This is a genomic window from Wolbachia endosymbiont (group B) of Episyrphus balteatus, assembly GCF_947250575.1.
Lineage (GTDB): Bacteria > Pseudomonadota > Alphaproteobacteria > Rickettsiales > Anaplasmataceae > Wolbachia.
The window spans coordinates 63,913-86,156 of sequence record NZ_OX366325.1 but is presented as its reverse complement, the minus strand read 5'-3'; the positions used below and the strand labels follow the sequence as shown (position 1 = coordinate 86,156).

At 33.9% G+C, this 22,244-nt stretch carries 21 protein-coding genes, 1 other RNA gene and 1 pseudogene; 11 read left to right on the top strand and 12 right to left on the bottom strand.

Annotated elements, in window-relative coordinates:
- Positions 1–88: 88 nt before the first annotated feature.
- The 4 genes from ftsZ (at position 89) to OOL05_RS00440 (ending at position 3,312) form a co-directional block, all read left to right on the top strand.
- Complete coding sequence (gene ftsZ / locus OOL05_RS00455; protein ID WP_264375783.1) at positions 89–1,273, top strand: cell division protein FtsZ; 1,185 nt, start codon at positions 89–91, stop codon at positions 1,271–1,273.
- Positions 1,273–1,671, top strand: coding sequence for an EVE domain-containing protein (locus tag OOL05_RS00450; RefSeq protein WP_064085650.1), 399 nt, complete (start codon positions 1,273–1,275; stop codon positions 1,669–1,671). The genes ftsZ and OOL05_RS00450 overlap by 1 nt, the downstream gene beginning before the upstream one ends.
- Before the next feature lie 339 nt (positions 1,672–2,010).
- Positions 2,011–2,469 carry an rRNA maturation RNase YbeY gene (ybeY, locus tag OOL05_RS00445; RefSeq protein ID WP_015587883.1) on the top strand — a complete coding sequence of 153 codons (459 nt, stop codon included), beginning with the start codon at positions 2,011–2,013 and terminating at the stop codon, positions 2,467–2,469.
- Positions 2,470–2,523: 54 nt separating this feature from the next.
- Positions 2,524–3,312, top strand: a complete 789-nt coding sequence (locus OOL05_RS00440; RefSeq protein WP_064085649.1) for a succinate dehydrogenase iron-sulfur subunit — start codon at positions 2,524–2,526, stop codon at positions 3,310–3,312.
- Positions 3,313–3,315: 3 nt separating this feature from the next.
- On the opposite strand, the gene OOL05_RS00435 is transcribed toward OOL05_RS00440, so the two are convergent.
- The 4 genes from OOL05_RS00435 to OOL05_RS00420 form a co-directional block, all read right to left on the bottom strand.
- Positions 3,316–4,452 (bottom strand): hypothetical protein, encoded by a 1,137-nt coding sequence (locus tag OOL05_RS00435; protein WP_019236658.1) that lies wholly within the window; start codon positions 4,450–4,452, stop codon positions 3,316–3,318.
- A 35-nt stretch (positions 4,453–4,487) separates the two neighbouring features.
- Complete coding sequence (locus tag OOL05_RS00430) at positions 4,488–5,279, bottom strand: GNAT family N-acetyltransferase (protein ID WP_264730369.1); 792 nt, start codon at positions 5,277–5,279, stop codon at positions 4,488–4,490.
- A complete protein-coding gene (locus OOL05_RS00425; RefSeq protein WP_010406878.1) occupies positions 5,269–5,694 on the bottom strand; it encodes a phosphatidylglycerophosphatase A family protein in 426 nt (141 codons plus the stop codon). Before OOL05_RS00425 ends, OOL05_RS00430 begins: the two co-directional genes overlap by 11 nt.
- Before the next feature lie 76 nt (positions 5,695–5,770).
- Entirely contained in the window at positions 5,771–6,748 is a 978-nt protein-coding gene (locus OOL05_RS00420; RefSeq protein WP_139686884.1) for an NAD(P)H-dependent glycerol-3-phosphate dehydrogenase, read from the bottom strand.
- Between the two features lie 323 nt (positions 6,749–7,071).
- On the opposite strand from OOL05_RS00420, the gene OOL05_RS00415 reads away from it, so the two are divergent.
- Complete coding sequence (locus OOL05_RS00415; protein ID WP_010406882.1) at positions 7,072–7,842, top strand: response regulator transcription factor; 771 nt, start codon at positions 7,072–7,074, stop codon at positions 7,840–7,842.
- Positions 7,843–8,197: 355 nt separating this feature from the next.
- Here OOL05_RS00415 and rnpB read toward each other — a convergent pair.
- Positions 8,198–8,547: RNase P RNA component class A (gene rnpB / locus OOL05_RS00410), an RNA gene on the bottom strand.
- A 157-nt stretch (positions 8,548–8,704) separates the two neighbouring features.
- A complete protein-coding gene (locus tag OOL05_RS00405; protein ID WP_264730366.1) occupies positions 8,705–10,945 on the bottom strand; it encodes a hypothetical protein in 2,241 nt (746 codons plus the stop codon).
- A 589-nt stretch (positions 10,946–11,534) separates the two neighbouring features.
- Here OOL05_RS00405 and OOL05_RS00400 point away from each other — a divergent pair.
- From OOL05_RS00400 to OOL05_RS00385, 4 genes are all read left to right on the top strand, one after another.
- Positions 11,535–13,598, top strand: a complete 2,064-nt coding sequence (locus OOL05_RS00400; RefSeq protein WP_264730364.1) for an ankyrin repeat domain-containing protein — start codon at positions 11,535–11,537, stop codon at positions 13,596–13,598.
- Between the two features lie 97 nt (positions 13,599–13,695).
- Complete coding sequence (nuoE, locus tag OOL05_RS00395) at positions 13,696–14,196, top strand: NADH-quinone oxidoreductase subunit NuoE (RefSeq protein WP_010402402.1); 501 nt, start codon at positions 13,696–13,698, stop codon at positions 14,194–14,196.
- Complete coding sequence (tgt, locus tag OOL05_RS00390; RefSeq protein ID WP_264730362.1) at positions 14,197–15,408, top strand: tRNA guanosine(34) transglycosylase Tgt; 1,212 nt, start codon at positions 14,197–14,199, stop codon at positions 15,406–15,408.
- Between the two features lie 104 nt (positions 15,409–15,512).
- On the top strand, positions 15,513–15,830 hold the full coding sequence (locus OOL05_RS00385; RefSeq protein WP_264730360.1) for a WD_0736 family protein: 318 nt from the start codon (positions 15,513–15,515) through the stop codon (positions 15,828–15,830).
- Here OOL05_RS00385 and OOL05_RS00380 read toward each other — a convergent pair.
- Together OOL05_RS00380 and OOL05_RS00375 are read right to left on the bottom strand one after the other, a co-directional pair.
- Positions 15,827–17,101, bottom strand: a complete 1,275-nt coding sequence (locus tag OOL05_RS00380; RefSeq protein WP_064085407.1) for a M16 family metallopeptidase — start codon at positions 17,099–17,101, stop codon at positions 15,827–15,829. The genes OOL05_RS00385 and OOL05_RS00380 overlap by 4 nt on opposite strands.
- A 1-nt stretch (position 17,102) precedes the next feature.
- Positions 17,103–17,711 (bottom strand): superoxide dismutase, encoded by a 609-nt coding sequence (locus tag OOL05_RS00375; protein ID WP_007302021.1) that lies wholly within the window; start codon positions 17,709–17,711, stop codon positions 17,103–17,105.
- Between the two features lie 135 nt (positions 17,712–17,846).
- Between OOL05_RS00375 and OOL05_RS00370 the strand changes: the two genes are divergently transcribed.
- Both OOL05_RS00370 and OOL05_RS00365 read left to right on the top strand, forming a co-directional pair.
- The gene (locus OOL05_RS00370; RefSeq protein WP_010402422.1) at positions 17,847–18,377 is read left to right on the top strand and encodes a hypothetical protein; all 531 of its coding nucleotides are present in this window, start codon (positions 17,847–17,849) and stop codon (positions 18,375–18,377) included.
- Between the two features lie 610 nt (positions 18,378–18,987).
- Positions 18,988–19,308, top strand: a complete 321-nt coding sequence (locus OOL05_RS00365; protein ID WP_264730357.1) for a hypothetical protein — start codon at positions 18,988–18,990, stop codon at positions 19,306–19,308.
- Positions 19,309–19,808: 500 nt separating this feature from the next.
- On the opposite strand, the gene OOL05_RS00360 is transcribed toward OOL05_RS00365, so the two are convergent.
- The 4 genes and pseudogenes from OOL05_RS00360 to ltrA form a co-directional block, all read right to left on the bottom strand.
- The gene (locus OOL05_RS00360) at positions 19,809–19,955 is read right to left on the bottom strand and encodes a hypothetical protein (RefSeq protein WP_164819305.1); all 147 of its coding nucleotides are present in this window, start codon (positions 19,953–19,955) and stop codon (positions 19,809–19,811) included.
- 87 nt (positions 19,956–20,042) lie between these two features.
- Positions 20,043–20,591 (bottom strand): 16S rRNA (guanine(966)-N(2))-methyltransferase RsmD, encoded by a 549-nt coding sequence (rsmD, locus tag OOL05_RS00355; protein WP_007302024.1) that lies wholly within the window; start codon positions 20,589–20,591, stop codon positions 20,043–20,045.
- A gap of 104 nt (positions 20,592–20,695) precedes the next feature.
- A pseudogene (locus tag OOL05_RS00350) lies at positions 20,696–20,908 on the bottom strand (WD_0853 family protein); the annotation flags it as partial.
- 59 nt (positions 20,909–20,967) lie between these two features.
- Positions 20,968–22,239, bottom strand: coding sequence for a group II intron reverse transcriptase/maturase (ltrA, locus tag OOL05_RS00345; RefSeq protein ID WP_264377358.1), 1,272 nt, complete (start codon positions 22,237–22,239; stop codon positions 20,968–20,970).
- Between the last annotated feature and the right edge of the window lie 5 nt (positions 22,240–22,244).

Below are 22,244 nucleotides of genomic sequence, written 5' to 3'. Positions count from 1 at the left end.
ATATATCAAAATGAAAAATGTTTGCATATTGTTAAAAAAGCAGTAACTTGTTATCAAGTGAATTCACTAATATTTGAGTAAAATTTAAATGTCAATTGACCTTAGTTTACCAGAATTACCCATATTGCACCCAAGGATTACCGTTGTGGGAGTGGGTGGTGCTGGTGGAAATGCTGTGAACAACATGATTCAATCCAATTTACAAGGGGTAAATTTTGTCGTAGCAAATACCGATGCTCAAGCGTTAGAGAAGTCATTATGTGATAAAAAAATTCAGCTTGGTATTAACTTAACTAAGGGCCTTGGTGCTGGTGCTTTGCCTGATGTTGGTAAAGGTGCAGCAGAAGAATCAATTGATGAAATTATGGAGCATATAAAAGATAGCCATATGCTCTTTATCACAGCAGGGATGGGTGGTGGTACTGGAACAGGTGCTGCACCGGTAATTGCAAAAGCAGCCAGAGAAGCAAGAGCGGTAGTTAAAGATAAAGGAGCAAAAGAAAAAAAGATACTGACTGTTGGAGTTGTAACTAAGCCGTTCGGTTTTGAAGGTGTGCGACGTATGCGCATTGCAGAGCTTGGACTTGAAGAGTTGCAAAAATACGTAGATACACTTATTGTCATTCCCAATCAAAATTTATTTAGAATTGCTAACGAGAAAACTACATTTGCTGACGCATTTCAACTCGCCGATAATGTTCTGCATATTGGCATAAGAGGAGTAACTGATTTGATGATCATGCCAGGACTGATTAATCTTGATTTTGCTGATATAGAAACAGTAATGAGTGAGATGGGTAAAGCAATGATTGGTACTGGAGAGGCAGAAGGAGAAGATAGGGCAATTAGTGCTGCAGAGGCTGCAATATCTAATCCATTACTTGATAATGTATCAATGAAAGGTGCACAAGGAATATTGATTAATATTACTGGTGGTGGAGATATGACTTTATTTGAAGTTGATGCTGCAGCCAATAGAGTACGTGAAGAAGTGGATGAAAATGCAAATATAATATTTGGTGCCACTTTTGATCAGGCGATGGAGGGAAGAGTTAGAGTTTCTGTTCTTGCAACTGGCATTGATAGCTGTAACAACAATTCATCTGTTAATCAAAACAAGATCCCAGCAGAGGAAAAAAATTTTAAATGGCCTTATAATCAAATTCCAATATTAGAAACAAAAGAATATGCTTCAACTGAGCAAACAAACGAAAGAGTTAAGTGGGGTAGCAATGTTTATGATATACCAGCTTATTTAAGAAGAAAAAAATAATGCAATTTTGGCTACTCAAGTCAGAGCCAAGTGAATACTCGTGGCAAAAAATGGGAAAGGAGCAGGTGACGCAGTGGAATGGTGTATGCAATTATCAAGCTCAAAATTACATGAGAGCTATGAAATTAGGCGATCTTGCATTTTTTTATCATACAGGTAAAGAGAGAGTTATACTTGGAATAGTTGAAGTATTAAAGGAGTATTATCATGTTTATAATTCCAAATTTGGACTAGTGAATGTAAAATTTTTGAAACCTTTAAGTAACCAAGTGACGTTAAACAGTATAAAACAAAACCCACTTTTGAAAAATATGGTTATATTAAAACAATCACGTTTATCAGTTTCTCCAGTTTTAGAGACTGAGTGGAATGAAATAATAAGGATGAGTGATGTGTAATACCTGTTGCCAAACAATATTACCTCAGCACACAACATACAGCTGTATGAGTGTTTGTTTCGAAGTAGCCGATTTTTCATCAAACACAAAGCAGTGCTTGACACTGGAATCCAGCTGTAATGCAACCACATTAAAAATGTTGTGTTTTAATATAGCTTTTATATTCACTCACCTAATGTCTAATCAGAATTCCTGGATCCCAGTGTCGGAGCACTGGGATGACATACTTCTAGTGTACAATATTCGTATAGTTGTGTGTATGATACGATGGTCTATAATTCTTCTTTTTTGGGTTCCAATGTCAAGTGATGGGATAATGTCCTTTCTGGTGCTTTATTCATGTTAGAAGTAAATATTCTTGATAAGAGGTGGCATAGTATTACGAAGGACCCACAGAGTTTTGTATTAAATATTATTAACGCTTCTCTAAAAGAATTAAAAATAGATCATTATAAACCAAATATATCAATAGCTCTCGCTGATGATAACTTGCTACATCAACTTAATCTTAAGTTTAGAGAAATAGATAAGCCAACTAATGTACTATCATTTCCATGCGAACAGTTATCTAGTGAATGTGATCTAGGAGACATAGCAATTGCAGTAGATACAATAGAAAGAGAGTCTCATGAGTACTGTATATCTATCCTCACTCACACTGCACACATGTTAGTTCATGGATTGCTGCATTTACTTGGCTATGATCATCAAAAAGAAGATGAAGAAATTATAATGAAAAGTTTAGAGAGCAAGATTTTAGCTTTGCTTGAATTTGAAAAGGAAAAGTATGGTAGATAATACCAAAATATGTTATTTACAAAAAAGGGGTTTTAGCTGTAAAAGGTAAGCAATATGGTTCAGTTTTCTTTACCAAAAAATTCTAAAGTTAATAAAAAGGGCAAGATTTATCCTACTCCTACTGGAGCAAAAAATATTAGAAGATTTCAAATTTATCGTTGGTCTGCTGATGATGATAAAAATCCAAGAATAGACACATTTTTTATCGATATGGATAATTGTGGCCCTATGGTACTTGATGTATTAATAAAAATAAAGGATGAAATAGATTCAACCTTAACTTTTAGACGCTCTTGCAGAGAAGGAATATGCGGATCTTGTGCAATGAATATTGATGGTACCAACACTCTTGCATGCACTAAATCTATACATGATATAAAAGGTGAAGTAAAAATATATCCATTACCTCATATGTATATAGTAAAGGATCTAGTTCCAGATCTAAGCCAATTTTATGAGCAATACAAATCGATTAAACCTTGGTTACAAACAGATAAATCTGCCTTACAAAATAAAGAATACTTTCAATCTCCTGAAGATAGAAAAAAATTGGATGGTCTGTCTGATTGTATACTATGTGCTTGCTGTTCGACTGGTTGCCCAAGCTATTGGTGGAATGGTGATAAATTTTTAGGGCCAGCGGTATTACTGCAAGCTTATAGATGGATTGCTGACAGTCGTGATAATAAGAAAGAAGAAAGACTTGCTTCTTTAAACGACCCATTTAAGTTGTATCGTTGTCATACAATAATGAATTGTACAAAAACCTGCCCGAAAGGGCTTAACCCAGCAAAAGCGATAGCGAAAGTAAAACAGCTTATGGTAGAGAGAGAAGGAATTTGAGTGTTATTTCTGGCACTCTTCGTAAGAAAATAGTAGACCCTCTGAAGCATAGGGTATTGTTAATACTCTAAACGTTCTTCCATTCATGAAATGTATTGTTTCACCATATGATTCCAGTAATCTTTTAAACAACTCATGTCTTTGATTATTAATAGTTTGAAAATCCTTTTTTCCTAAAAGCTTTTTAGATTCAAATAGGTGAAGCATAATCTCGTGATAAGTTGGATAAGACTCCAAAAATTTTGGATCAAACTGAAAAGTTTTTATAAAAGCATTATTATAAAATTTTAGCTTTTGATTCTTACTATATATCGCTACAGCAATCGATAGCTTCTCAAGCAAACTTTCTTGTGCAGCTAAACAATTGCTTAGCTCAGTATGTAATTTTTTTTCATCACTAATATCTTTTCCATACATTACTATGCTATTAGAATTTTGCACTGGAACTTCAACAAAATTAAAAACCTTAGGTTCGTTCTTGTAAGTTATTACACACTCTCCTGGTTTTACGTTATAGGAGCCACTCGCAACAGTAAATTTTTTAGAGCTGCCTATATATTTATCATAAAATAAGTTATAAAACCTTACTTTTTTATTCTTATTGTGCTTCAGTATTGGAAATGGTAAAGAGTCAAAAATTTTTTTATAGTTCTCCAATTCTCGCATAAGCTTACTATTTTCTAACTCAAGTTCATTAGCTTTTATCTTATAATCGGAGATATTCCTTATCCATAACAACACACCAATCACATTATTAGAATAATCTATTATGCTTTTACCATAACATGTGCAATAAACCTCACTGTCTTTTGACTTTAAATCTAGAGTAAAAGATTTATTTATTTCCTTTGCCTCAGCAAAACTTTTAATTAAGCTTTCTGATTGCTCAAAAAAATTTACAAACTCATTAAATGAATAAAAAACAGTATTAAGCAAAATTAGTAAATTGGGAGAAAATTTTTCTATACGTTTTTTTGCGTCCCAAATATAAAATCCATCATTCACAGTATCTATTAAATTATTTATGATAACATTTTGATGTTGTAAATCCTTAATTTTATTACTAATTTTTAATTTAGAATATGAGAAAAAGAAGAATACTAGAATTAGTAGTAAAACTATTTCATACAAAAAAAACATAGTATTCTAAAACAAATATAAAAATTTGTAACCTCTCAGCAAAGAGATTGTACTGAAGAGGTATATAAGTGAAGATTGCCCAATACCCTAAAGCCTAATCTCTTATAAAGGTTTACAGAAGGTTTCATGCAATGTGCTACTATGTATTTGCACTCAAATTGCCTAGCTATCTTTATTCTTTCTAGAACCATTTGAGTTCCTATTCCACGACCCCTGTAAATTGGTAAAACTCCATCGCTATAAAAACCAGCTATGCTGTCTTGAATATAAAGACCGCATGTTCCAACAATTTCGTTATTTAGCATTACAAGAAAAAATCTTAACCTTGAACTCTTATCATCATAATTCGATAATTGGCGAAAAAATGTGCTAACAATACTAATTCTATGATAAAAAATTTTAGAAGTGTGTAAATCTAATTGCTCTAAGAGCTCACTACTATTTACAACATTGAACTTCAAATTTGGAACAGTATCATCAGGCAAAAAATAATCTTTTATATTGAGTAAAACTTTTTTTGGTGTGCTAACGTGTTTTATTTCGCATTTTTCTAAAATACCCCCTATTTTTATACGTGGACTTATTATCCATGTTGCTTCTATATTTCGTGCTTTGAGATAATCTAGAGTTCTGCATATGGAAAGCTCAGTACATTGATCTTCACAAAACACAAAATTAAATAACGATTCTCTGGTACCATTTACTGTAAATATAACATTATCAAATTCGTCATGTATTTCCCACTTGGACAAATTCGTTGCATAAAGTATATAATCCTTTAGGTTCTGAATAATTAAGCTTGAATAACAAATTTTTTTATTCTGCATAAACCAACAATAAACAATAAAAGGCTCCTATAAAAACAAAGGCTAAAATTGCAGCTACAACATCATCTAGCATAATACCTAAAGGACCTTTTGTATTTTTATCAATCAAATTTATAGGCCACACTTTTATTATATCAAAAAACCTAAAGGAGAAAAAGCACACCAACAATACAGAGCTATTCATTTCTTGTTCTAATAATATTGAAACTAGAAGTACTGTCAGCAATTGACCAACTACTTCATCAATTACTACCTCTTTTGGATCATGCGGAGCTTTGTAATGTTGTATATAATTGCCTGTAGACCATAATCCAACTAAGAATAAAAAAAAAATAATTGCTGTACCTAAAATTCTGTCATTGAGTAATATAGGAACAATTGGGTAAGCAGCCAAGCTGCCTATAGTACCTGGCATGTGTTTTACCGTGCCAGATAGCCACCATGTTGATATTAATTTATATAAAAATTTCACAATATACCGAAATATAAAACTAATTTACAAGAACAGAAATAGTATCTTCTATAGAAGTATTTTCATATAGCAATCTATAGATCGCTTCACATATGGGCATTTTTATCTTTAGCTTTTCTGCTAAATCAAATGCAGACTTAGCAGTGTTAAAACCTTCAATTACCGACTTACCTTCTGATAAAATCTGCTGAGCACTAGAACCATTACTATTAGCTACTTTAGATCCAAAAGATAGATTTCTTGAATTTAATGATGTGCATGTCACAACCAAATCGCCTAAGCATGCTGGTCCAAGTAGTGTATTTATATCTACATTGCCGTCACCAACTTTTGCTGAGTATAAAGCCTTAATTTCACTCATACTTTTCGTAATTAATGCTGCATGAGCATTAAACCCAAACCTACCTAGAACAACCCCACATGCTATAGCAAAAACATTCTTTAACGCTGCACAAACTTGTATTCCTATAACATCGCTACTAAGGTACAATTTAATATTTTCTTGCTGTAGCTCTGATACTAATTTTGAACCTAATACTTCATTTTGACATGCAAGAACCATCGAATATGGTAATTTTCTTGCAACTTCTATAGCAAAGCTAGGACCAGAAAAAACAGCAAGAGGATTATTAGGTAAAACTTCATTGACTACTTCACTAGGTAATTTTAATGTAGATTTTTCTATTCCCTTACAAGCCAAAATTATTGCCACATTTTTTTTTAGGTTACAATCATTCAATTGATGACATATCTCCCTTAGAGACTGAGTGGGAACAGCTAGAATTATTACTGAAGCATTAACTGCATCTTCAATAGCTAATTTTACTGATACATTATCAGAAATTGGACAATCAGGTAGCTTGTCACTTTCTCTTTTCTCTTTAATTGATTCAAATATGGCCTTATTGCGAGTCCACAAAATTACATTTTTCTTACTACTTAATGAAATCGCAATTGCTGTACCCCATGCGCCAGCACCTAAAACTGATATTACCACTCAATATTCCTGAAAGTATTACTTATAATTTAAAACTGTAGAATAAGTAAATTAAAAATATAACATAAAAGTATAAAATAGTTTAAATATCTATTAACCTAAGTATTCTTTTAATAAAAATAGCTTCTATTCAATATTTACTAAAAATAGTATTATTATAGTATATCTATTGTATTTTAGATCTATTTGTATAATTTTGGAACGACACATTAACTATTAATTAATAAGTGTAATTTCTATTATTCATTAATAAAAATTTGATTTGTTACTTTCCTTGGTTATATATATTACTAAAATTATAAATTATTTATGGGGTGTAAAATATGCGTATATTATTAATTGAAGATGATCAAGTAAGTGCAAGGACTGTAGTTAATGCCTTAACTTCTGATGGACATTTTTGCGACGTTGTTACTTCTGCACAAGATTATAACAATAATATGGTTTCCTCGGGTGGAGACTGTTACGATCTAGTTATTCTAGATATACACCTGCCTGGTGATATTGATGGATATGATATACTGTTAAGATTAAGAAGTGCAAAAATCAAAGTTCCTGTTTTAATACTTTCGTGTATCTCCGCTGCCAACCATAAAGCTAAAGGACTTGGGTATGGTGCCGACGATTACTTAACCAAGCCATTTCACAAGAGCGAATTATTAGCTCGAATTAAGGCCATAGTCCGACGTACTAAAGGCCATCCCGAATCAGTGATAAAGATTGGTAATATGAATATCAATTTTGATCACAGGATTGTTGAGGTAAAAGGCAAAACAGTTCACCTTACTAACAAAGAGTATTCCATGATAGAATTGCTGGCATTGCGTAAAGGAGCAGTGTTGACAAAAGAAATGTTTTTAAACCATCTTTACAATGGCTTGGACGAACCTTCAGACAACAAAATAGTTGATGTTTTTATGTGTAAATTACGTAAAAAACTTGAAAGTGCAAATGATGGAATAAGCCACATAGAAACCGTTTGGGGTAGAGGATATGTTCTAAAAGAGTATGTTGACGATGAAGAATACTCTAGTGTTAATATAAGCGAAAGCAGTAGTGACTATCAAGCAGAACAAGTGAAGGACAACGCATGAAATGCTTTATTCACCCATTCATTGAAGCAACAAAATAGGTAGATGAAATAAGATAAAAACCAATCGTAAAAGTGAGGTAACATGGTTAGTCTTTTAGAACTTTACAAAGACTTGCAGCAAAAAATAGAAAAGTTGGAAGCTAAGCTAAAAAGTTATAGGTAAGAAAATAAGGTTTTAGAGATAGAGAATGACGAGTTAAAGGAAAAGCTCGGTTAAAATTCAAGCTTTGTTAAGTTCAAAAGGAAATAAAAAAAGAGATAAGCCAAGAAGTAAAAGGAATATAGGTGGTCAAATTGAGCGTACAGGATATGTGAAATGTTTGATACATTTACATAGTATGGCTGACATTCATGCATTGCCTAGGTGAAATATAAGCCGAGTTCTGTTTATGTAGCTATTTATCTGGAGTAAATGTTACCATTTACTTCATGCGATTTACCCGAGTAGATATGAGAAAAACATAAAATCTACTTCTATTTAATCTTGCTCCTAGTGTTGGTTACTTGACTACCAATGTTGCCATTGTTATGGTGCGCTCTTACCACACCTTTTCACCCTTGCCTAATAATATTTTAGGCGGTAATTTTCTGTAGCCCTATAACTGGAGTTACCTCCGGCGGGCGTTACCCGTCACTACCTTTTCTTGGAGCTCGGACTTTCCTCTGCTGTGTTTATCACACAACAGCAGCTACTTATTTCACCTAGAAATTATACTTTAACATTAAAATCACAAAAGCAAAAGAAAATTTCCTAACAGTCTACATACTAAAAACATTCAGACAAATAGCTAAAGGTGATATTCCGGTACATCATCGCTATCCCAAGATAAGCTTTTTTCACTTTTAGACTCTAGCTCAGTCAGTCAAGATCCTGGTCCACCGCTTGAAGACGATGAGCTACTTCTTGACCGACTACTACTCTCCACCGATATACTGTTTAGCACTGTTTCAGATTGATCCATAGTTCGCATAGATATATGTCTCATTCTGTTATTAGCGATAAAAATTTCTTCATCGCTATTGCCACTTGAAGATGATCGCCTTCTATCATTGAAATTAGTTAGTTCTAACACAGGGACAGAATTACGACCCTTAACATATTTGTATGCTATGAATCCTATAATTCCAGCAATACTTATTATCGCTCCAACCAAAGACCCACCTATCATTCCTGCCCTATTAGACTCTATAGCAAGCTGAGCGGGCTGTGGTGAAGGAGTAGTTTGAGGAAGTAAAGTTGTAGTGAACAGAGGAGTTGTTGCTTTTGTTCTAGTACTTGGGATAATGGACAATGTTTGTATAGTTTTCTCTGAGTTTGTTGTTGGCGCATTAGTTGGCATTGTAGTAATCATAGTTGCTTGTGAAGTCGCAATAGTTTCAGCTACTGTCGTTGGTTCTGATGACGTACTCATCTTAGTTGTTAATTCTGTTAAAGGCTTACTCATCGTAGTACTGCTTGCTGTAAAAGTTGACTCAACAGTCGCTGCTGTAGATTTTACAGTACTTGTCTCAGTTTCTGAAGTTACTATCGGTGCACTAGTTGACGTTGTAGCAACTGTGGTCGCTTGTGGAGTAGTAGTTGTTTTTGCTACTGTTGTTGGCCCCACTGTTACTGTACTTGTTTGAATTGTTGACTCTGTTGAAGGCCTACTCGTTGTAGAAGTAGGTGCAGTGGTAGTTGATGCTACTGTTGTTGACTCCACTGTTACTGTACTTGCCTGAGTCGTTGACTCTGTTGAAGATTTACTCATTGTGGAAGTTGGTACAATGATAGTTGATGCTTCTGTTGTTAATTTGGTAGTCTTTACAGTGTCGGTTTCTGTTGTGCTAGTAATTGCAGCAGTCGTCGTTTTCTTAGAAGTCACAACCGTCTCTGTAACAGTTATAGGAGCCACAGTACTGCTGGAAATAATACTAGGCATCAATTGGCCGTTAATGATATTAACAAAATCACTGAGAGCTTTGATACTGCTTGTCGGTATTATCGTTGCTTCAGAAGATTTTCCAGAGCTCTCTCTATTAAAAGTTATAATACTCTCTCCACTTACCGCAGTGACGATAAAACCTCCTTGGCCATTGTCTTTAACATACAATTGTTCTATAGGATCTTCACATTCACAAACAGTAAAATTTGATTTTGGTCCTCTCTTAGCAAGCCTTGCTAAATGCAATTCTTGCGTATTAGAAGATTGTTTTTTTGCAAGAAAAGCAACCTGATCATCGCCTTCAGTTTGTTTCACATACTGTAAAAAGCTTATTTCATATTCTCTGGAAAGAGATAGTGCTTTATTATCTATCTGACATCTCTTACTAAGCAAACATTCATCTTTCTTTCCACTTTTTAGATCCTCAACCACTTTGGCCATATCGAACTTAAAAATATTTGTTCTTACCTCTTGATTTTCAATACTATTTTTTCCCACTTGCGAATAAAGCATCGTATTTTCATCTAGTACTAATTGCCCTGGATTATTAAACTTGAATAATTTTCTTTCTATGATGCCGTTTGCTCCAGATAAAGCTTTAAATTTTCCATTCGTGTCTGATTGTAAATACCAAGAAACTAAAGCTTGATCCTTTAAATTATGAGCAACTACAACAACATTACCATTACCAACTTTCACTGCTTTTGGTTGAAAGTAGCTATTGCCTTTATTTGCATCATTATGGTTATTAATGTTTTTTTGTAATTTTACTTTTCCTGAATGCTCAACTAAGGGAGCATTCGTTGAATGTTGAATTTTATAAGTGTGAAACATTAAACTTTTTATGTATTTTTTTCCTTCTTCGTTAGTTTCTTCTGTAGGAAAAATAACTCCAACTTTATCTACTTCAGCTGAATTTTCTATTAGTGTGGGAGATAATTGGCCCTTGAATTCATTTGCTACGTTGACACATGTATCACACTCGTATGTTTTCGATTGATATAATGGACTAATAAGTAACTTTACTCTACTGCTTCCATTGCCGTTATCTTGATAGCTGAGTCCATAAGTAACTCCATTTCCTTCAATCAACCCTACGTTTACTGGGTTAAAACCTATCGCTTCTTTAACTTTCAGTGTAGTTGTATTAACTCTAAATAATCTACTTAATATAGACATAATTATATTTAAAATTTTAATAAAACGCTATTATGATTATTTCTATATGTAACGTCAATAAAATTTTAACTAAAATTAAGAAATTAATTTTTAAGTACTCTAAGATAATACGCTAATAAACCCAGATTTCCCATAGACAATATGCTTCCTTTGAAACCATATAATAAATTTAGCAGCTTGTTGACAACAGAAATTCCTTTACAAATCCCCCAAATACCCTTACCATGACATCAAGGGTATTTATGACTCAAAACTTGTTTTTGATCTGCAGGCTCAATGACAAAATTCAGTAAAAAACTCAGAGTATTTATTGGCGAATTACATAAAATTATAGCGGCTTTTTTTATTTTTTCTACATTCAGCCAAAATCCGCTTAAAATAAGCGTTAGAACATTATTACAATGCCAATTTACATTATAAAACTCACTACTAGGGGATTCTTTTGCCTTTTTTCCATCTAGTTAATTTCTTAATGTTTATAATCCCGCTACGTGTTAGTGATATAACTATACAAGAAGTAGTAGAAAGCTAGCTTGCATTAGCTTTATTTGTTATAATTACATTCGGTTTTATAAAGTGAGGAGTAAATATGCCAGAAGTTACTGGGGAAGATTCTAATAAGGAAAGTAGAATAGAAAACGAGCTACAACAGGATTATGAATATGAATTGATTAAAAGTTTATTCATGTTTCCTGATAGGCGTCATTTGGTAGATATTGCTGAAGCTACAAAAGGCTCGTTTGATAATTTAATGTGTGCGTGGCTTGTTACAACTGAGTTGACAGACAGTCAAGAAGAGTTAGATGAGGAATTGCTATCTATTTTTAGTGCAATGAGATCTTTGAGTGCAGGAGATAGTTACCGACAACTTCAAAAGTTTTTATTAAATAATAAAGATAATCAAAATCTAAAAACCGTTCTTAATTGTGAAAGGGGAGAGTCTAGTTTGACGATATTGCACATAATATCAAGTATGGCTTGGGCAAGAAAACAATATGATTGTGCCGTAAGTTTGCTTTTAGAAGCAGGAGCTGACCCTAATATCAAGAATGATAAAGGAAGGACACCATTACACTATTCTACTGGACCTTATAGTATAGCTGCTCTCTTAGAAAAGGGAGCTGACCTTAATGCAGAAGATAATGAAAAAAAAACGCCTTTGCATCATGTTGCTAGTGTTGGTTGTTCTGAAGGCGTAGTTTTACTCTTAGAGAAAGGAGCTATTTCTGATCAAGGTGATAAACAAGGAAAAACTCCTCTGCAAGTTGCACGTGATAATCATCATGAACATATTGAAAAGTACTTTGTGACTTATAAGCGAGAGAAGTTGAGTGATAAGTTACGCTCTATAATGGAAACAAAAGACTGGTTCGAAGATGGTTCAGGTTACGTTTTAACTAAGAGACAGGGGGGCTTGAGAAGAAAGTTGTTGGATATAGTAAATAACTCAGAAGGTGATTCAGTTGTTGAAGATCTACAAGAATTCTTAGATGATTTTGGGAATGATCAAGATCTAAGAATGGTTTTGAATCTTCGAAGTAATGAAGGAGAGTTGCAGGTGCATCAACATGCTAAAAATCTTGATTCTTTTGCTCGTTCAGGTACTGATGAAAGAGCAAATAAATTTGAAGTAAAAAGATTACTTTTGAAAGCAGATGCAATCAATTTACAATGGTCAAGTTATGATGAGAAGGAGTATTATTCTAGGGATTTATGGAGTAATTTACCGCCGAATCGACAGATAAAGCTAAAAGAATTTTTAGATAAAGTTTCTAAAGCTCAAAATATGGATGAACTAGAAGGAGTTGTAAATGAGGCTATTCTCTCAGGAGGAAGGATTAATAGACGATTTTCTCAAGATAAGAAGCGTAATTTTACAGATTGTGTTATGGAAAGGATTGGTGAGTTAGGAAAGAATCCTGAAGTTGCAAGCAAGATAGTATGCAAGTTGGTATCAATAGGGGCAGTGTTATATAATAAAGATAATATGAAAGTAATTGATACACTAGAATCTGAATTTAAAGAGCACAAAGAAAATATGATAGAAGCTTATCTAGATTATCTAGAGAGTACCCTAGATTTTATGGAAGTTATAAAAGGAGCAGTTATTAATGGTATGGTAAAGAATGCAAAAATAGATAACACTACTTTATACTCGGAATATTCCGAAGATAGTATAATAAATGTTGCAAGGCTCACAGAAAAAGCTAGTGAGTTAAGGCGAGCTCAGGGAAACATAGACTATGAAAGAGATATAATAAAGATTGGTAAAAGTGAGGTAGCAATTATAACAAAGAATGGTATAAGGAATTACACCAATCTTGCGGACGATAGTGATATAGTGTTGACTTTCCCTACCACTAAGGGAGAGTTAGACGTTAGGTTATATCCTGATAAGCAAAATAAAGACTGGATAAAGGTAGAAGTAAGAGATCAAGAGAGGTTGAAAGAATTAAAAGATTGTGAAGAAGAAATAGGAAAAAATTGCTTATTTGGTGGTTACTCAGTTTACAATGCTATTGAACGTGGGTACTTTGAAAGGCCTGCAGGAATTTTCCAGGGAGAAAGATTACAAAGTGGTGAAAAAGTTTCTCATGTAGATCAATTACACAGTAAAAAAAATAATAAGGTACGTCAAATTGGATTATACTAAGCTTGGTTTACAGTAGGTCTTAGATTATGCAAGAAGTCTAATTGCAATTGTTAACTCTTCAAGTATAATTTGTTGAGATTTACATGAACCTTATTAGATGAAAGAGAAAGAAGAGCAGTTTAGTTTTACACCAGACAATCTTAGCAAAGCAAAAAAGTCTATAGAGATGTATCCTAAAGGTAGAGAAGGAAGCGCTGTTATGCCTTTACTGTATCTAGTACAAGAACAATGCGGATGGGTTCCTGAATCTGCCATGCGCTACGTTGCTGACATGCTTCATATTCCACATATTCGCGTGTATGAAGTGGCAAATTTTTATACCATGTATAATTTAAAGCCAGTAGGTAAATATCTAATACAAGTTTGTAGAACAACTCCTTGCTGGTTATGCAATAGCGAGGAAGTTTTAAGTACCTTTAAAAAGAAGCTTGGAATCAATATCGGTGAAACCACTAAAGATAATCTATTTACTTTAAAGGAAGTTGAATGTCTTGGTGCATGTGTTAATGCCCCTGTTGTACAGATCAATAACGATTTTTATGAAAACCTCACTCCTGAAAAAGTGGAAAATATCATAGCAGAACTTTCAAGTAAATAGATGGAAAAGTTCTCGTTTAGGATAACCAAGCAATCAGGTTCTGCAAGAGTTGGAACGATCAAAACTCCAAACGGAAGTATAGAAACACCAGCATTTATATTTTGTGCAACCAAAGCTGCTATTAAAGCTGCAGATATCGAGAGAATCAGAGAAGCAGGTACTCAGATAATACTTTCCAACACCTATCACCTAATGCTCCAACCGGGAGAGGATACTGTGGCAAAGCTTGGTGGCTTGCACAAGATGATGGGATGGAGTGGGCCAATGCTCACTGATTCTGGTGGATACCAGATATTTAGTTTAGGACACGGATCAGTTTCAGAAGAGATAAAGGGAGTAAGACAGAAACAAAAAACTCTGATCAAAATTAACGAGGATGGGGCAATTTTTCGTTCTTACATAAATGGTAAAACTTATTGTCTAACTCCTGAAAAGTCGATACAAATTCAACAAAAATTAGGTGCAGATTTAATCTTAGTTTTAGATGAATGTACTCCATTTCACGTCAGCAAGGAGTACACAAGGAAATCGATGCTCATGAGCCATAGATGGGCTGAACGTTCTTTAAATGAATTTGAAAAAAATAATAATGGCAAACAGGTGCTTTATGGAATTAGTCAAGGCGGAGTGTATCAAGATTTGCGTAGAGAAAGTTGTGATTTTATCAACGATTTGCCATTTTTTTGTCAAGCAATAGGTGGATCACTTGGTCAAAGTAAAGAGCAGATGTATGATGTAGTTTCCTTTACTATGGAACATTTAAAAAAAGATAGGCCTACTCATTTGCTTGGTATTGGTGGAATTGTAGACATTTTTCGTGGAGTAGAGCTTGGAGTTGATACATTTGATTGCGTGCATCCAACTCGCCTCGCAAGACATGGTGGCGCGCTTGTTAAAGTAAAAAATAGAGATTCTATTTCTTCAAAGTGCAAAGAGCATATTAATTTGCGAAATCAACGATTCGAACTAGATGATAACCCAATTGAGAGTGATTGTTTGTGCTTTACCTGCAGAAAACATTCAAGAGCTTATATACACCATCTACTGAAAGCTAAAGAGTTGCTGGCTTATACACTCGTTACCATTCACAATGTTTTCTTCATGAATAAGTTGATGGAATCAATAAGACAAGCAATATTGAATGATAGGCTAGATCAGGAAAAAAATAATTGGATTAGTGAAATACCGTTGCATTGTGAATTATATACCTAGTTCATATTTTGCACATGTGCGTTGCATTTTTTAATCTTCTTTAAAAACTTGACAGTACATTATATATACGGATATACTAGAAATATAATTTTTGTGAGGCATTTATGGTTAAAAATAAAGAAAAACATCAAACAGCGTTTTGCGTTTCAGCCTTTACACTCTTAGCTGGTTTATCATTAATCGCAACTGGAATTGCAGTGGGTACTGTACCTGCTATAGCTTCTTGTTTAGTGATAGGAGGAATTTTAACTGCCTTGTCTATTGTGCAATCAGTAGAAAGCTATTTATTTTTACAAAACAGCGAAAAAACTTTCAATAAAATGATTAGTGGTATATGCGATGAACCAGAAAGCAAACTTTTTATAGAAAGGATTTTGCAACCATTCATTGAACTTTTTAGTGAGAATAAGCAACATAATTAAAGTACACTAAGCATAGAAACCACTTTATCGTAACTTGGCAATGAATTAATTTCTCCAATCGCAGCTAAAGTAATTCTTTCATGCTGAGATAGCAATTCTTCTGCTGCTTTTTTTATATCGTAAATAGTAACAGCACTAATTTTTTCTATTAATTCGTTTTTACTGATGTATTTATTATAGTTACCGTAGTAGTGTCCTAACGTTTCAGCACGCGAGCTAACACTTTCGCGTGACATTAAAATTTGAGATTTTACTCGTTCTTTTACTCTATTTACTTCTTCTTCCTTTAAATCATCTGTAGACAATTTCTTCAACTCTGTCGTTATAGCTTTCAAAAGCTTATCTAGATTACTGCTATCTGTACCAGCAAAAATCGAAAGCATTCCTGTATCAGCATAGCTAGAGTTGAATGAGTAAATGGAATAAGCAAGCCCCTGCTTTTCTCTTACTTCCTGAAACAGGCGTGATGACATGCCACTTCCCAGTATGGCATCAAGAACTTTGAATGTGTGATATCTATTATCATCACGAGAAACACTAGGTAGACCAATTAATAAATGTACTTGATCTAATTTACGATGTTCTAAATACTCACCACCGGTATAACTTGCATTCTCGCTTTTTTTCAGCTCTTTTGAATGAATCTTTGAGAGAAAGTCTTTGATTAATTGAACAACCTCCTCATGTTCAACATTTCCTGCAACAGCAAATATAATGTTCTCGCCAAAGTAATGCTCATTTATGTAGTTATCTAGATTAGCTCGAGTAAAAGATTTGACAGTATCTTGCGTACCCAAGATTGACCTACCAAATGGTTGATCTTTATAAGCTGCTTCAAAATACTTATCAAAAATGATATCGCTCGGTGAATCATTAGTTTGAAAAATCTCTTGTATTACAACACCCTTTTCGCGTTCCAATTCATCCTCTGGAAATGTAGAATTCATTAATATATCTATTAATATATCAATGCCAGTCTTTATATCTTTTTTAAGAACCTTCGCGTAATAACTTGTACTTTCTCTACCGGTGCAAGCATTGAAAGCTCCACCTATGTCGTCAAAAGCTTTTGCAATTTCAAAAGCAGTTCTTGTCTTTGTTCCTTTGAAAGCCATGTGCTCTAGGAAATGAGATATTCCATTTTGACTTGCACTTTCAGCTCTACTGCCAACACCAACTCGTATATTTAAAGCTACGGAATCAACTTCATGCACTCGCTCAGTTATTATGCGCAGACCATTATCTAGTTTTGTTACTTGTGGTATATTCATCTTATATATTCTTCTTTAAATTCTCTTCTACAAAATCCCAATTGATCAAATGATCAAGAAAAACTTTTATGTAGTCAATTCTGCGATTTTGGCAATCCAAATAGTATGCATGCTCCCATACATCCATAGTAAGTAGTGGCACTTGGCCATAAATTAGCGGTAGATCCGCATTTGGAGTTTTAGTGATTTTGAGTTTTCCTTTTTCAAGTACTAACCACACCCATCCACTGCCAAATTGGCTTACTCCATAATTTGAAAATTCTTCACAAAATTTGTCAAAGCCACCGATATCATCTTGAATTTTTTTTGCTAGAAGACCATCATCTTTAGGTTTACCACCACCATTTTTTTTCATTGAATTCCAATAAAAAGTGTGATTCCAAACTTGTGCTACATTGTTAAAAATAGGAACTGTATTATTATTTCCATGAACTTTCGTTACTAATTCCTCAATTTCCATATGTTGATAATCTGTGTTTTCAACCAGTTCGTTGAGTTTATTTAAATATCCCTTATGGTGCTTATCATAATGAAAATTCAATGTATTTGCAGATATGTAAGGTTCTAAAGCTGCTTTATCATATGGCAGCTCAGGTAAAGTAAAACTCATGCTGACCTCTTTATTTTCGATGGTATGGTAATATGTGCTTTTGCGCAACAGATAATTTAGTTAGGTAGTGATTGCATTTATTCTAAAACAAGCGATATTAGTAAGATAATTATGTTTTTATTTTAGAGGGGTAATATGTTAAATTTATATGATAATTTTAAGAAATATGCTAAGTTTGGAGATGTTCCTACCAAAAGTGTTGGGTGTAACAAAATTCCACAAAATAGTTTCTATAAATCCGTTTACCTTATCAACAGTGTTGTTGGGCCAGTGAAAAATGTAGCTCTTGGTAGTTACCAAAATCCTTCTATGATTCAGACTACTACTTTTGCGTTAGCTAGTGTAATTCTGCAACCTTTATATCTAGCATTGGCGTATTTGTCATACTGGCCGGCAAAAGGATTAGCGAAAGTAGTAGATAGTTTTGATCTTAAGCGTAACACAAAATCGTTCATAGATTATTCATCCATGTTGTCACGTAAGACATGGGACCATAGTAGTGCATTATCTAAATTTGTTAACACAGTTTTGAGTTATGTTGTTAGTGCTGTTATTTGGGCTGCTGCGCTCGTTGTTACGCCACTCGTTTGGACTATTGATAAAGTGGCAAGTAAATTTAGTGATGCAAAAAGTGAAGGTGTTGGTAGTCCTTCTTTGTCAAAATAGATAGCCTACCAAGTGCATGTGAAACCATTGTATCTGTGTGGCAAAATAAAGTAGACGAGATAAAGACACCTATAGAAGCAAGAGGATGTCATGCAAGTAGCTGACACTGGCATCAAGCTTTTTCGCGCAAAAAACGTTGTAAGGTGTTTACCAACTTAGTTGAATCCCAGCTGGGATGACACTTGGTTATGCAAGAAATCTATTGTCAAAAAAAATTACTTCCGCATATTTTGAATCTGATTATAATGACAATTAGAGATATTTTAAGAGCTCAAAATCTATCTTTGTCTGCAGACTTTCAACTAACTTTTCAATAAAAAACGTAGCGTATCTTTTTCAGCGGTCTGTCATATGTGCGCTGCATTTTTTTCTAATCTTTTTATACAGGAGGATTTTATGTCCAGAATTCCAGATACTTGACTTTTACTTTAGCTAATAATGGGCGCCTATGATTTTTATAAAGAAAGTGTAGGAAATAGAAACATTTCTGTTTTTTGAGTAACAAAAAACCACTTTAACTTGCCATTTATATTTGAAAAGTAATTATATTAATATAATATTCATATTTATATACTAATATTAGTATATTTGCAAAATTAAGGAATGTATTATGTTTCGAGGAAATTTACAGGGTTTCAATAGTGAGGAAAAGGGAGTAGATTTACAACAAAAGTTGGATGATTTTTCAAGTTACAGTGTAATTCGAGACATTATGCGTATATGCTCCAATAAATGTCAAAATAGTTCATCACTGCAAGAATGCCTACAACAATGTCTTCAAGTATTATCATTTTATAGTCTTGAACTTTCCGAACCTCGTTCACAAATTAGTGAGAAATTAGCAGCTAGTACAAAAAGTCTCTATGATGAAAGCGAAAAATTATTGCTTATAGTAGATGAAATACACAATCAAGATCCAATGTATTTTTAATCACAAAAGAAGATATTAGTTTACTAATATCTTCTTTTTTTTATCCGTTTAGCAGAGTGATAAAATAAGGTAGACAGATAAGACCACCATAAGAATAAACGGTATCATGCCAGTGCTTGACACTGGCATCCCGATACAATGTTGAACACTTTTTTTTGCCTTTCGAGAGTAAGTTCTTTCAATCGAAACACTATATGTACGTTATCATCGTCAATTTCAATGTGTTGAACTAACTTTCTTATTATATCAAGTTTAGTTTCATAGTCTGCTTGATTAAGCTCTCTCAGAGGAAAAACTTTCTACACTGTTTGTGATAAAATCTAATTCTCTCTGTAGACTCTTTTCATCGATAGCTTCTTCCCTTTGATCTCTGATTCCTTTAACTCCTTTTCCATGCTCTCAACTTCTAAGTCATACTTTTCCTTCGTTATATGACCCCTTGCATATACATAAGCTAATTTTTCTATACCTTGTTCTATTTTACTTGCACGCTTTTCAAGTTAATCCTTTGCTTGCGTACTTTCATGTTTTACGAGTCTGAGCTGATATTCCTTAGTCATTGCCTCTGGTTCTTTGAGTACCATCTTCATTTCTTTCCATACTGCTTCTTCTAGTATATCAACTCGTATTGATTTGCTGTTACACACCCTATTCCCACCAAAACGAATTGATTTTTTCTTTCAGTCCTCGGAAAAATCTTACTTAGCTTAGCTATAGATGTTTACAAAAGAAATTCAAGTGAGTGAAGAAAGAAAAATTATTTTTGCAATACCGTAGGTACGCTCCACAATTATATTGAAGTTTTTATTGCACTCAAAACCTTCATTTTTCCTCATTTCTAGAATTATTAACGCATTATCATTTAACCAGCCTGAGTGAGCTAACTCATCTAAAGTTGAGTTAACCAGATTGATATTATAAGGTGGGTCCATAAAAACTATATCGCACTTTGAAATAGGTCTTGGTAATCCGTTAGCATTGCAACAAATTAACGTGATATCGTTCGTAATTCCAAAATCTTCTGCTGTTTTTTTAGGCAGTTGCAAATTGTAATAATCTGAATCTACCATGAATGCATGTTTAGCACCTCGAGAAAGTGCTTCAAATGAAAAAGAGCCACTTCCGCAGAATAAATCAAGTACATTTAGGTTATAAATAGGTTTTCTTGAAGAAAGTATACTAAATATTGCTTCTCGGACACTACTCATAGTGGGCCGTGCAGCTAAATTCTTGCCTGTAGTTATTTTTCTTCCACGATATTTACCCGCAATAACACGTAACATATAAAACAAGTTCGAAGTTAACTAATTATTTATAATACACATTTAATGTCAACATAGCTTCAGCAGTCTAATAGAAAGAAGGTTGCTTGTGGAGGAACGCAAGATCAATCGCTTTTCTTTGATTTATTTTCTATACTGATTGCACGACCAATCTCGTCTTGTAAATCATCATGGTTGTTTTTTTCATCATGACCCATCCCTTCAATTCTACTTTCTAACTCTAACTTAATTAAAGTATTGATTTTCTCTATACTATCGAGGAAATTGTGACACTCTTCATCACTATATTCCTCACTAGATGCTTTTTTTTCTATAAAGGAGAGTAGACCAGTGGAACTTCCCCTACCAGTCTCTCGCAGAACTGTACATAAACCTCTCAGCTTATACAGCTCCCATTATTTAGCCTTTTTGACCCTAAACCTAGTGTCCAATGATAGAAAATATTTGGAGACCTATCTCTCACCTTTCCTAGAAATTGTCTTGCTAGTCTTCCGTGACTCCTGAGTCTCTTATATTTCCTTTTGACCCACTTTTCTAGATGCCGCTCTACATTCTTTAGAGATTTGTAGACCTCAGTTCTGTAAAATTTGCCATAGTACTGATACCAGCCTCTGACTATTGGATTTACTTTTCCTGATATCTCCTCTAATGTTATATGCGTATTTCGTAGCATTTTCCATGATCTTATGGTTGTAGTAATCTTTTTCTTGGCCTTGTTGCTAATTGCTGGGAGAAATGAAACAAAATGCTTCCCTATTTTATTTCTTGCTAACCTGGGTCTGAATGTGTAACCCAGAAAATCAAAACTTTGTTTAGGAAATTCATCTCTCCTATTGTCATCCTTACAGTACACTATCTGTGTCTTTTTAGGATGTAATTTCAACCTATACTCAGCCAATCTTTCTTCGATCATTACTTTCACAAATCTTGTCTGTTTCTCTGTTCTGCAGTGCACTATCGCATCGTCCACATATCTCTCAAATGGTACCGTCGGATAGTTCTTTTTCATCCATATATCAAACACATGATGCATGAATATATTAGAGATGATTGGGCTAACTGAACCTCCTTGCGGAACTCCTTTATCCCTAACTACTTTACTGCCATCTGCAAGTTGTATAGGGGATTTCATCCACCTTTCAACATATAGTATGACCCATTTGCAGTCTGTGTGTTTCTTGATAGCCTGAAGTGCTAAGTCGTGATCCAGATTGTCGAAGAACCCTGATATATCAAGGTCTACCACCCAATCGTACTTCCAGCATCTCTTACGCGCTGTATCTACCGCATCCAATGCTGATTTATTCGATCTATAACCATATGAATCCTCATGGAATTTTGGCTCCACTAACGGTTCGAGATACATTGTTGCTGCTGTTTGCGCTATCCTATCTGATACTGAAGGAACACATAAAATTCTTTGTCCTCCTCCCATATCTTTCGGTATTGCTACAGCTTTTACAGGCTCTGGAAAATAACTTCCGGATGTCATACGATTCCATAGTTTGTATAGATTATCTTTTAGATTTTCCTCAAACTTTGTTATCGAAACCCCATCTACACCAGCAGCACCTCTATTTTTCGATACTTGTTTATAAGCTCTCCAAATAAGTTGCTTTGGTATATCAAAAGACTTTGTTTTATTCATTAACT